An 11,367-nucleotide genomic window follows, 5' to 3' on the forward strand; every position below is an offset into this window, starting at 1 on the left:
GGCCGATGTCTGAAGTCTGATGTCTGATGTCTATTGTCTCTGTCTCCGCCCGTTGCACGATGTTTGCAAACACATGGGCATGACACCTGCAATACACCAAAACAAAGGGCTGCAACATGTGCAGCGGCTGGCCAAACTGATGGATGCCCAGTTCAGGATTCCAGGCACTAATTTCCGGTTTGGGCTGGATGGCATTTTGGGTTTGATACCCGGCGCCGGCGACCTCTCCACTTTTGCCGTGTCGGGGTATATGATTTGGATTATGGCCAATAACGGCGCCAGTGGTTACGTGCTATCGCGGATGGTGCTAAACGTGCTGGTCGATGCGCTTATTGGTGCCATCCCGCTGATCGGCGACCTGTTTGATTTTGTGTTCAAAGCCAATTTGCGCAACATGCGCCTGATGGAGCAATACTATGCGCAGGGCCGCCACCGCGGCGGTGCATGGAAAGTGATCGTGCCGGTGCTCATCCTGCTGTTCGTTATTATCGGCCTTATTATCTGGGGCATGTATTCGCTGCTGGTCAGGATATTTTAACAAGCGCCCAACAGGATGTGCAGCCCAACCCTTTGCTATTTTTGCACCTCGTGTTTTGCATTTTGCCTGGACAACTTTCTTAAAAATTAGTGTATGAATTGGAACGACGTTTTAGACTATACCAAAAGCAATAAAGCACCCGGCAAACAGGTGCACAAAACCGATGCGGAATGGAAGGCCCAGCTAACGCCGGAGCAATACCGCGTTACCCGCCAGCACGGCACAGAAGCGCCATTTAGCGGCGAATATTGCGAAGCGCATACCCCTGGCCGTTATGCCTGTGTGTGCTGCGGTACCGAGCTGTTCGACTCCTCGCTGAAGTTTGATTCCGGCACGGGCTGGCCTTCGTTTACCGAGCCGGTGGCTGATGACGTGATCCGCTATAAAATGGATACAAGCTATGGCATGCGCCGCGTGGAGGTGCTCTGTAATGTTTGCGAAGCCCACCTGGGCCATGTGTTCCCCGACGGGCCGGCACCAACGGGATTGCGCTTTTGCATCAACTCCGCATCGCTCAATAAGATTTAATAAAATGCCCCGGACACTGATACATCCGGGGCATTTTTTATGCTTGTAAAAAAAGAGCCGCTGTTCAATTGCATTGCTCATTTACCAAACTGCAAAACAAATTATTGATCAAGCGGCTTGCCGCTGTCGCCCGGTTTGTTTTCTTCAATGATTTTATCTGCCTCCTGCTGGTCTTCGGCATCGGGGTAATCTTCGGGGCTGGCCACTTCACGCAAATATTTTTCGGCACGCTCATCCAGCAACTGGTTGTTGTTGGCGGGTTCCAGCTCATTGTGCTGCGGCGACGGATTGCTGGCATTGCCGGTTTCGGCGGGCTGTATTTTACCGTTGGCGCCTGTTGTTTGTTGCTCCTGATTCATAACGTTTTTTATTTGTCCTGATTTATGTTCCTGCAATAATGGCTCCGGATTTTTGTTGCACTTATCATCGCTTAATAGTGGTTTTGTAAAAACATTTATGCTATTTGCAGGTGCAAAATGTTTGGGTCATGCAGCAGCAAAAAGAAGTGATCGAGGTAAAGGGCGAAGTAGTGGATGCGCATACCCGTTGTGTGCATTACCACTCGGCGCTGGATGTAATTGCCATTAAATTCAAATGCTGCGGCACTTATTATCCTTGTTATTCCTGCCACGAAGCGGCTGCGGACCACAAAGCACAAGTGTGGCCGCAACCAGAGTGGGACACCAAAGCAATATTGTGCGGCATGTGCGGCACCGAGCTAACCATCAACCAATACATGCACAGCAACCATACTTGTCCTCATTGCGCAGCGGCATTTAATCCAGGTTGCAGCAAACATTACGACCTGTATTTTCAGTGGCCCAAAAGCGGTGAACAAGCATAACATAAAACAAAAGCGCAATCATCGTGTAACCATCACTGTGCTTTTTAGCTGCACCGGCGCTCCTTCATATTTTCCCTGTAGCAAAAACACATACATGCCCGTTGGCACCGGTTTGTTGTGGTAAGTACCATCCCAGCCTTCAGTTGCATTTTTTGTAAAAAAAACAGCATTGCCCCACCGGTCAAAAACCGACAAACTTTCCAGGTTCAGATCCACGCCTAACGGAATGCGAAATACATCGTTGATGCCATCGCCGTTGGGCGTGAATGCATTGGGCAAGAGGAGTTTGCTCCGCACCAACACCCATATTTTACTGCTGGCTGTACAACCGTTGGTGCCAGTTGCCTGCAATCTAAAAGCAATTGAAGTTTCCAGCGGCTGTGTAAGTGGTTCCAGCGTTTGATCGAAAATAAGGCTGGCTTGCGGCGACCATTGGTACACATGCGGCACACCGGTAATAGCAACTTTTAATTGCGCCTGCTCACCTGCTTTGATGACGATGGTATCGTCCGGTACTGTAATGGTGGGCGGGTACTGCACCTGCATGGCAACCGAATTGGATGTAACGGGTGAATTGCCACAGCCGTTTGCAGCAGTAAGCATGCATTGCACCACATCGCCATCGTTAAAAGCAGTGTTGGTTACCTGCGGCCCGCTGGCGGCTATGGGCTGGCCATTTACCAGCCATTGATATTGCGGGTTGCTACCGGCGTTTTTGGTAGTGGCATTCATTTGCACAGCAGTGCCAAAACAAATGTCTGTTTGGCTGGCAGTGATTGCAATTGTTGGCGTTTGTGCAACCGTTACCTGCATGGCCAACTCGTTGGAAACAACAGGCGTAGCCTGCCCGCAACTGCCCGGTACACCAGCCTCCAACTGGCATTGTACTTTATCGCCATCGTTGAGTGCGGTGGTGGTAAAACTGGCTCCGCCCGTTTGCATGATCACGCCGTTTACCTGCCACAGGTATTTAGGATCGGTGCCGGCGCCTGTAGCCTTGGCGGTAAATGCTACGGCAGCACCCTTGCACACTTGCTGCGCGTTGGTAGTAATGGTCAGCGTTGGCTGCTGCACCCGCCCCACGTTAATGCTGATGGTATTGGAAAGATCTTTGGTGCTGCCTCCGCTTGGCGAAGTACACTGGGGCACCGTCATCAGGCATTGCACTTCAAACGATTCGGTAGCCGGATCGGTGATGAATTCAGGTGCATTACTGCCCGGTACAGGATTGCCATTAAGCATCCACAAATACACCACGTTGGTATTGCCGCTGCGGTTGGTGGCCGTAAAGGTTACCCGTTGGCCTGCACAAATATTGGTGGCATTGGCTTCGATGGTTACTTCGGGTTCAATGAGGTTGACTGCTTCCAGGCGAAACGTATTGCTTACCACAACGGTATTTATAGAACATCCATCAGGAAATAGTTCACAAACGATGGCATCGCCAATGGTTAATGCAACGGTAAATGTTGCACTGTTATTACCAACAGGGGTTCCGTTCTTTTTCCAGCGGTACGTGGGGTTGCGTCCGGCATTGGCAACCGTGGCAACAATAGTGGGCGTATTGGGGCTGCATAGGGTTTGCGGTTGCACCGCAATATTGATGGTGGCCTGGCAGTTGGGGGTTTGTGCCCGGACAGTTTGTAGCAAACAGCAAATAAATACAATCAAAAAAGCAACAATCTTTGGGAACCTTCGGGTGGAACACATAAGCAGTAAGCATTGGCGGGCATTAGCCGCGGCTTTGTACAAAATAACATTTTATTGCCATGCACCCACAGCGGATGTGCGGAGCGGCAGCTGGCACAACAGCCTACAATAGGTGCCGCACCACCGATTGCGCCCTTTAAGATTAAGTTTACAATAATGCCTTAAATAAGGCGTACCTTTACGCCGTCATCTTGAGCCTTGCACTGGTAACCGTTAATTATCCTGCAGACAACGCACAATAGTTAGTCCTTTACGCACTGCCTTCTCAAATTATTTACCTCTAACCATTCAACATGAACATTTACGTGTCGAATCTGAGCTATAATGTTCAGGCAGCGGATCTAAAGGAAATTTTTGCACCCTATGGCGTTGTTACATCTGCAACCGTAATTAGCGATAAATTTACCGGCAAATCGAGAGGTTTTGGCTTTGTAGAAATGGAAGATGAAGCGGCAAAAAAAGCAATTGCCGCACTGGATAATTCAATGGTTGATGGCCGCTCCATTAAGTTGATGGAAGCGAGGCGCCGCGAAGAGAGACCTGCACCTAGCAACGGTGTATTTGGCGGCGGATATAGCAAAAGCAAATGGTAATGCAACTGGCTAACTGCACCGTGTAGTCCCATTATTTTTTACAACTGCCTGCGGCAGTTCAAATAAGCAAAAGTGTTTTGGGACCAGTATTCCAGGGCACTTTTATTTTTTACCAAATAGTATAAGTATGGCAAAATCAAAAGAAACATTCGAAAAAAGAGCAAAAGAAAAAAAACGGCAAAAGCAGCGCGAAGACAAGCGTGAAAAAATGGAGCAGCGTAAAGCAAACGCAGAGAAGGGCAAGCCCCTGACCGAAATGCTAGCTTATGTGGACGAGAACGGCAACCTCAGCGACACACCACCCAACGCATAAGCGCCTTATTAGCCTATTTGCCCCATGGGCAATACATAACGGAGCAAGATGCAGCACGTTCAATTAATGTTGATGCTGTATCCCACTCCGTTATTTTAGCTATGTTAGCGGGCATTTGCCTTCTGCACAAATTCGTTTACATATTCCCGTATGGCATTGCCTAGAGCATGATGAAATTCGGTTGCAGATGTGCCGGTCATTTTATTGCCTGACTGGCTGATCATTTCCTGCGCCACTCCCTGCAGGTTTTGTTGCAACTGTGCAAGATACATGGCCAGCACCTGCTGGTATACATTTTCATCGCCCTGCCGGTCAATGCTGGCAACAGCATGTTGATACTGCTCAAACAGGGCAAAAAATACCTGCCTGGCCCGATCATGAAAATATACCATTCCGTGTTCCATGCAGTGTATTAATGCATCAACAAACCAGCACTCCACCAATTACCGCTTGCGGTAAATAAAAGGATTTACAGGGCCGGTACCTACTTTGTAAGAACCCTTGTGCACTTCGCGTGGGGCCACTTCGCGCAGGGCAATGGTAGCGCCATTTACCTGGGTTTGATTCAGTGCTGCAATGGCTGCACGTGCCTGATCATCGTCGGGCATTTCCACATAACCAAAGCCTCTTGATTGATCGGTAAAACCATCAATGGCCACCTGTGCAGAAGTTACTTCACCAAAAGGCGTAAACAGGTTTTTCAGATCCTCGTCCTGAAGCTGCGTACCAAAGTTTGAAACATGTATATTCATAATAGTGTAATTATACGGCCGGTGATTTGAGGGAGTGCAAGTGAACAGGAAAACAAGGTGGGAAGAGCGTTCCAACTCGGATGCGGCGAACTCAAATAAAGGGCGAAGGTACGGCAATTATAGCTGCACAATGGTTAAAATAGGCAGCGGGGTAAGTTTTGAACCCGTTTGGATTAATTAGACCTACCTTTAATGTGCTATTTCACAGCATACTTCAGAACGGTGCGGCACCACCTTGCAACACATTCCCGCTATGCTTTTGCCGTAACAATTCTTAATCGCTTTTATGCATATTCAAATTTCCAACCTGAACCTCAACCTGATTGAGGCTGACCTGCAACGGCTGTTTACGCCCTTTGGCGAAATAGAAACCATCACCATGGAGCGGGACAAATTTACCAACCGCACCAAGGGCCGGGCCGTTATTGATATGCCCATCGAGAAAGAAGCACTCAAAGCCATTGAAGGCCTGCATGGCTCCCTATTCAGCGGCAAAATCATCAGCGTGGCCAGCCTGCCTTATCTGCCCGGACGCAGCTCGTGGCAATAAATGATTCATTAAATTAGCACCATACAACAGTGCGCTTATGCGTTGCTGCCATACACTTTAACAGCACTACCCGGTGCATAACGGGTATCTTTGATTAAATCGTCCGTATCCGGACTGCAAACTATTTTTTCGTGGCTAAAGTAAAATTCAACAACTCGAACAACCTGTTTTTCCAATCGCTTAAGAAAGCGGTTGATGATTATTTTAAAACGCAAGGGTTGCGCAAAACAGGCAATTTCCGGTTGTATGTAAAAACCATTGTACTGATCCCCGCAGCGCTGGCCATTTATGTGCTGCTATTGAGTGGCCTGCTACCGGCAGCTGTCAGCATTATGCTGTGTGTGTTGCTTGGTTTGATCATTTCCAGCATTGGTTTCAACGTAATGCACGATGCCTGCCACGGAAGTTTTTCCAGTAAAAAATGGGTAAACGAAACACTGGGCTTAACCTTAAATGCATTGGGCGGCACCGCATTTTTTTGGAAACAAAAACACAACATCCTGCACCACACCTATACTAACATAGCAGGTGCCGATGATGATATTGCACAAAGCAAACTGCTGCGCCAAAGCCCCACGCAAGACTGGATGCCCATTCATCGCTACCAGCATATTTACCTCACTGCGGCTTATTCGCTTACACTGTTTATGTGGGTTTGGTTCCGCGATTTTAAAAAGTATTTTACCCGGCGCATACACAACACGCTGCTGCAGCCCATGAACGGCCGCGAACACCTTATTTTTTGGGGCAGCAAACTGTTATACGTTTTGTTTTACGTGGCGCTGCCTATTTACATGGTAGGCTTTCTGCCATGGCTGCTCGGCATTACCATTGCGTACCTCACTGCTGGCATCATGCTGTCGTATGTATTTCAACTGGCACATGCAGTGGAAGGCCCCGAATTTGAAGCCGTAGGTATTGAAGACAAAGTAATTGAAACGGAGTGGGCGGTGCACCAGATCAAAACCACCGCTAATTTTTCGCCGCGCAACAAGATACTTTCCTGGTTTGTGGGCGGGCTCAATTACCAGATCGAGCACCATCTTTTTCCACGCATTGCACACATCCACTACCCTGCGTTGAGCGCTATTGTGCAGGAGCATTGCCAAAAATTTGGCTTGCCTTATCATTCATTTCCATCGGTATCGCAGGCTGTAAAATCGCATGTGGCACTGATGAAAAAGTTTGGACAACAACCAGCTTAAATCATCTCGAATAATAGCAATAAAAAAAGCCGGTAAGCAATGTGCTTCCCGGCTTTTTTTATTGAGGTGCGCTGTAAAAATTTATTGACAAATTGAATGAAAGTCTATCGAAAAAATCATTGCAGTAAAACATCCATTTACGTTTGTCCATTACCATCAATTTGCAATGAAACAAGCAATGCAAACAAACATTAAGGCAGCGGCCGCACCATGATGTCTTTAAAATAAACTTTGCTATCCGGATCGTGGCCCTGCAGCGCAAAAGTGCCGGAGCTGAGGCGCTTTTGGGCCCTGCCCTCTTCTTTTTCAATGCCGTCCGGCTCGGTGTAATCCACCACGGTGCGGTCGTTGATCTTAATGGTCACTCTTTTGCCTTCCACTTTAATGTACTCGGTGTACCAGTCGTTGTCTTTTACATACACTTCCCGCACATCTTGCACGGCATACAAGCTACCGGTGCGGCGCCAGTCCGACTGCGAATTATTTACCTGCACCTCGTAGCCTTTGTCGGGCCAGCCGCTGGGCTGAAACGCGGTATGAAAAAAGATGCCCGAGTTGGAGCCCGGCGTAGTCATTACCTGCGCTTTAAATTCAAAGTTTTTAAAGTTGTGGTCCATCACGGCACCTTCGTAAAACAGGTGTGCCCGCGGCCCGTGCACTACTATGGCACCGTTCTCTACTTTGAATGTTGCCGGGTTTTCGTTGACCCGCCAACCGGCCAGCGAACTGCCATCAAAAAGGCGCACCCAACCACCATCGCGGCCTTTGGATGCAGTGCAGGAAATAAGGCAAAAAGCCAGGACAACAAAGGCTATTATACGCATGGCAAAAAGTTGTGTAGTAAATATAAGGGCATAGCGTGTTTATTTGCTGCACCATTTAGTACAACCCGGTTTTGCTCCATTACACAAGCATTTTTTTGCAGTAAAATGAATTGAGCCAGTGCTGTTATTTCCCTACCCTTTTTGCGGTCCATTTCAATTTATACGTATCATTCACACCGCCTGCATAAGCTGCCCGGTACGATCCTTCGGCAACAGTTGGCGAGGTAAACACACCGATAAACTCCCACCACATGCGGGCAGTTTCCACCTGCTGCACTGCGCCAAATGCGCCTTTGGTTACCGGAAACGGGTTGGGTGGATTTAAATGTTCCACCAACGCCAAGCCTAAGGTTGGATCCTTCCAGTAGCCCTTAAACACCACGTTGGTTATGCGTTTACCATCGGCCGACACGGTGAAAAAAAGTTTATCGCCCTTATAGCCATTGGTAACGGTTGCTTCCCAGCGGCCGGCCATTGGGTTGGCACCTGCAACACTGGGCACACTTTCTTTTTGCACCACAGGCATGGCCGCTGCCGCGGCTTGTTTTGCCTGTTTGGGTGCAGCTACTGTTCCTGGGAAACGCAGGCGGTCTTTGCCCACCCACTCGTCCCAACTGGAAGTCCAGCCATCATAGGAAATTTTGTAGCTGTCGCCTTTTACTTCTTTGATAAAGCCCTTGTACCAGGAGCCACTCCAAAGAATTTCGACCTTTGCACCTTTTTCATAATCCTGTGCCAGTAGTGTAAGCGAACAGATAAGCGCAATAAGTAGGGATACGAATTGTTTCATAAGCAGTTTTAAACAACAAAATAAGCAAAGATCGGAATGAAGAAATAGTAGCACGGAGGGCTGCGCCAAAACGCAAATGCACAGCTATTATCCTTGCTGCTTCAATTCCCTTATTTTTAAGCCCACGTACCGGCACATGCAATACATCAGGCAATTAGATACCATCCGCGCCATCGCCGTTTTACTGGTCATTATCCACCATTGGTTTCCCAAGGATAGCGTGTTTCAAATCTATCCCACCGGGCCGTTGGGCGTGGATGTATTTTTTGTGCTGAGCGGTTTTTTGATTACCGCTATTTTGTTGCGGCAAAAAAGCAAAGCACCCACGGGCACCATTGCCAAAAACTTTTACTGGCGCCGTGCCCTGCGCATTTTTCCTATTTATTATGGCGCACTCCTATTACTTGCCATTTTTCACCAACAGGTAAACAGCGACCTTAAAACTGCATTTCCCTACTTGGTAAGCTACACTTCCAATTTTTATTTTTTCGACCTCGGCACCTGGGATGGTGCTATTTCGCACCTGTGGAGCCTGGCGGTGGAAGAGCAGTTTTACCTGCTGTGGCCCTGGGTAATGCTGCTGGCGCCGCAGCGCTGGCTGCTCCATTGCATCGTTGCATTTATAGCCGTTGGAATGGGCACCCAATACCTGCTGCTGGATGTGCCACTGCATTCCATTTTGCCCTTTACTGCGTTTGATGCTTTCGGGCTGGGCGCCTTGCTGGCCTGGGTAGTGCAATACAAGCCGCAACACCTGCAGCTATTTTATAAGGTAACGGTGGTGGCAGGCATAGCGGGTATTGTCTGTGCCCTGTGCAACCTGTACTTATCCCTGCCGCTGCTGCCCTTGCGTACCGCCCACTCGCTGATGGCGCTGTGGCCCATTACATACGCTGTTACCCGCCGCGAAAAGGTTTGGGCAGCATTTATTTGGAACAACAAAGCACTTATTTATCTGGGCAAGATCAGCTATGGCCTGTACCTATACCACCTGCTGGTGTCGCAGGTAGTGCAGCCGCAGCTGGTGCAGCCTTACCTGCATCCCCTGCTGCCCGATTGGCTTACGGGCCAATACCTGGGCCTGCTGAGCATTGCCGAAAATACAGTGCTGCTGCTGCTAATGGCTACTGCCTCTTATTACTTTATTGAGTTGAAATTTTTAAAACTGAAGCGCCATTTTGATTATGCGCCGGCACAGCGGCCAATTCCCGGGGCAGCTCAGCCTTCCATGGTGCCGGTTGCCCCAAAAGCGCAAATCAATACCAGCGAATAAACTGCTTGGCAGGATGTGCGTTGCAACGGCAACCGGCAAATGGAACAATGGACTGGATAATAAAACGAAGCCTATAAAAAAGAAAAAGAAAGAAGTTGACTGATATTGGATTTTGAAAACGCCTGTACAACAGGATATGTAGGATAAGCAATTAGTTTTTCCGAATAATGGATAAAGATTGATGTTTAGATCAATCAACTTCTGTAACAAATGTAAGCCACCGGGCCAACACACCGCGCCGCAGTAATGCGCATTATTAGCGTAAGTGTATTTCCGCAAAAATTTGTAAAACTACGCAAGGCCCAACTTTTAAGATAATTCACACATAAGGGGGCAATAAAAAAGGGCAGAGATGGAAATCTCGCCCCGTGTAAAATCCAATATCCTATGAAAAACCGTGGTAAAGATAGGCGCTTTTTCATAGTAAAAAATTATCCTATGAAAAATTTTTGCGCTTAGGCTAAAAAAAGCCCGGAACTCAATCATTTTTCACGTAGCCCAATATTTTCTGCAGCGTATTTTTTAGCGCATTGTAGGTAAATGGCTTGGTCAGCATTTCGGTGTGCATCCATTCAAAAAAGTGTTTGTCCAGCTCGCTGTTGGATGTGGTGAACACAACAATGGGAATGCTGGCAAATTTCTCTTCTTTTTTCAGCAGTGCCAGCGTTTCGCGGCCATCCAGTACCGGCATGTTGATGTCGAGCACAATTAGGGCCGGGTAGTGACCGGGCCCTTCGGTATGTAGTTGGTCGAGCAACAGCTTGCCGTTGGGAAATTGCCGCAACTCCAGTTCGGGAGCCAGCTCAGCCAGCACTTCCTGGAAAAGGTCGAGGTCTTCAAAATCGTCGTCGGCCCAATAGATCACTTTCTTACCTGTGTGCATTTATTTGAAGTTTCCTTGTGCTAATCAATTGATACAATCCGGAACGGTACACAAAAAAGCAGGCGCAAAAATAAGGGTGGCGTATGTGCGGCACCGATAGCATGCTATGGGTGATTAAGGGCGTGCTGCTTTTGAGGGGTTGATCGGGGCCGGAGGGTTGTCCGGGCTCCTGTGTACTATCCCAAAACTTTAAAACCGGAGGTAAATTATGTAAATAATTTGATATGGGCCAAGCCCGGCAGTTTTTTAATATGAGCGGTAAAAAAAGAGGCCCAGGTAAAAACCTTAGGCCGTTTTTAATCCGTACCCTATGAAAACTGTTCGCAAATTATTTAAGTAATGGCAAACTAAGCTCATCCATTAGAAAAAATTTAGCCAAAAAAAAATCCCCTCTGGCTGGAGGGGATAATCTTGTAAGACGCGTGGACGGTTTAGGACTGGTTTTAGGATATTGGCGTCTTTTAGTTTTCATTAGGATACACGAACAAAAACGGGCTTCACGATAGGGACAGTTGGTATTGGTTTTTTAAAGGATTGGATTGTTTATGTTTTTCCAGGATTTTT

Annotated in this window: 15 protein-coding genes; 8 read left to right on the top strand and 7 right to left on the bottom strand. The window is 47.9% G+C overall.

The annotated features are described in order from the left end of the window. Nucleotides 1–79 precede the first annotated feature (79 nt). Together EPD17_RS18950 and msrB are read left to right on the top strand one after the other, a co-directional pair. Nucleotides 80–538 (top strand): DUF4112 domain-containing protein, encoded by a 459-nt coding sequence (locus EPD17_RS18950; protein ID WP_204743223.1) that lies wholly within the window; start codon nucleotides 80–82, stop codon nucleotides 536–538. Between the two features lie 93 nt (nucleotides 539–631). Next, complete coding sequence (gene msrB / locus EPD17_RS18955) at nucleotides 632–1,066, top strand: peptide-methionine (R)-S-oxide reductase MsrB (RefSeq protein ID WP_114235332.1); 435 nt, start codon at nucleotides 632–634, stop codon at nucleotides 1,064–1,066. A gap of 101 nt (nucleotides 1,067–1,167) precedes the next feature. On the opposite strand, the gene EPD17_RS18960 is transcribed toward msrB, so the two are convergent. Beyond that, on the bottom strand, nucleotides 1,168–1,425 hold the full coding sequence (locus EPD17_RS18960) for a hypothetical protein (RefSeq protein WP_114235331.1): 258 nt from the start codon (nucleotides 1,423–1,425) through the stop codon (nucleotides 1,168–1,170). Nucleotides 1,426–1,553: 128 nt separating this feature from the next. Between EPD17_RS18960 and EPD17_RS18965 the strand changes: the two genes are divergently transcribed. Beyond that, on the top strand, nucleotides 1,554–1,910 hold the full coding sequence (locus EPD17_RS18965) for a CHY zinc finger protein (protein ID WP_132056039.1): 357 nt from the start codon (nucleotides 1,554–1,556) through the stop codon (nucleotides 1,908–1,910). Between the two features lie 18 nt (nucleotides 1,911–1,928). Here the strand turns inward: EPD17_RS18965 and EPD17_RS18970 are convergent, their stop codons facing one another. Beyond that, entirely contained in the window at nucleotides 1,929–3,560 is a 1,632-nt protein-coding gene (locus EPD17_RS18970; RefSeq protein ID WP_165929670.1) for a gliding motility-associated C-terminal domain-containing protein, read from the bottom strand. 353 nt (nucleotides 3,561–3,913) lie between these two features. Between EPD17_RS18970 and EPD17_RS18975 the strand changes: the two genes are divergently transcribed. Together EPD17_RS18975 and EPD17_RS18980 are read left to right on the top strand one after the other, a co-directional pair. After that, on the top strand, nucleotides 3,914–4,213 hold the full coding sequence (locus EPD17_RS18975) for an RNA recognition motif domain-containing protein (protein ID WP_132056041.1): 300 nt from the start codon (nucleotides 3,914–3,916) through the stop codon (nucleotides 4,211–4,213). 127 nt (nucleotides 4,214–4,340) lie between these two features. Next, nucleotides 4,341–4,526 carry a hypothetical protein gene (locus EPD17_RS18980; protein WP_114235327.1) on the top strand — a complete coding sequence of 62 codons (186 nt, stop codon included), beginning with the start codon at nucleotides 4,341–4,343 and terminating at the stop codon, nucleotides 4,524–4,526. 104 nt (nucleotides 4,527–4,630) lie between these two features. Here the strand turns inward: EPD17_RS18980 and EPD17_RS18985 are convergent, their stop codons facing one another. Continuing rightward, nucleotides 4,631–4,930 (bottom strand): hypothetical protein, encoded by a 300-nt coding sequence (locus tag EPD17_RS18985; RefSeq protein ID WP_114235326.1) that lies wholly within the window; start codon nucleotides 4,928–4,930, stop codon nucleotides 4,631–4,633. A 39-nt stretch (nucleotides 4,931–4,969) separates the two neighbouring features. Further along, nucleotides 4,970–5,278 carry an RNA recognition motif domain-containing protein gene (locus EPD17_RS18990; RefSeq protein ID WP_132056042.1) on the bottom strand — a complete coding sequence of 103 codons (309 nt, stop codon included), beginning with the start codon at nucleotides 5,276–5,278 and terminating at the stop codon, nucleotides 4,970–4,972. 286 nt (nucleotides 5,279–5,564) lie between these two features. On the opposite strand from EPD17_RS18990, the gene EPD17_RS18995 reads away from it, so the two are divergent. Next, the gene (locus tag EPD17_RS18995) at nucleotides 5,565–5,828 is read left to right on the top strand and encodes an RNA recognition motif domain-containing protein (RefSeq protein ID WP_114235324.1); all 264 of its coding nucleotides are present in this window, start codon (nucleotides 5,565–5,567) and stop codon (nucleotides 5,826–5,828) included. Nucleotides 5,829–5,959: 131 nt separating this feature from the next. Continuing rightward, complete coding sequence (locus EPD17_RS19000) at nucleotides 5,960–7,033, top strand: fatty acid desaturase family protein (RefSeq protein ID WP_132056043.1); 1,074 nt, start codon at nucleotides 5,960–5,962, stop codon at nucleotides 7,031–7,033. A 191-nt stretch (nucleotides 7,034–7,224) separates the two neighbouring features. Here EPD17_RS19000 and EPD17_RS19005 read toward each other — a convergent pair whose 3' ends face one another. Further along, nucleotides 7,225–7,857: a 3-keto-disaccharide hydrolase gene (locus EPD17_RS19005; RefSeq protein ID WP_132056044.1), complete on the bottom strand. Its 633-nt coding sequence runs from the start codon at nucleotides 7,855–7,857 to the stop codon at nucleotides 7,225–7,227. 124 nt (nucleotides 7,858–7,981) lie between these two features. Further along, on the bottom strand, nucleotides 7,982–8,647 hold the full coding sequence (locus EPD17_RS19010) for an agenet domain-containing protein (protein WP_132056045.1): 666 nt from the start codon (nucleotides 8,645–8,647) through the stop codon (nucleotides 7,982–7,984). Nucleotides 8,648–8,783: 136 nt separating this feature from the next. On the opposite strand from EPD17_RS19010, the gene EPD17_RS19015 reads away from it, so the two are divergent. After that, a complete protein-coding gene (locus EPD17_RS19015) occupies nucleotides 8,784–9,920 on the top strand; it encodes an acyltransferase family protein (RefSeq protein ID WP_165929671.1) in 1,137 nt (378 codons plus the stop codon). Between the two features lie 478 nt (nucleotides 9,921–10,398). Here EPD17_RS19015 and EPD17_RS19020 read toward each other — a convergent pair whose 3' ends face one another. Beyond that, entirely contained in the window at nucleotides 10,399–10,803 is a 405-nt protein-coding gene (locus EPD17_RS19020) for a response regulator (protein WP_132056047.1), read from the bottom strand. Between the last annotated feature and the right edge of the window lie 564 nt (nucleotides 10,804–11,367).

The sequence above is a fragment of the Pseudocnuella soli genome (genome assembly GCF_004347775.1).
GTDB lineage: Bacteria > Bacteroidota > Bacteroidia > Chitinophagales > Chitinophagaceae > Flavisolibacter > Flavisolibacter aquaticus.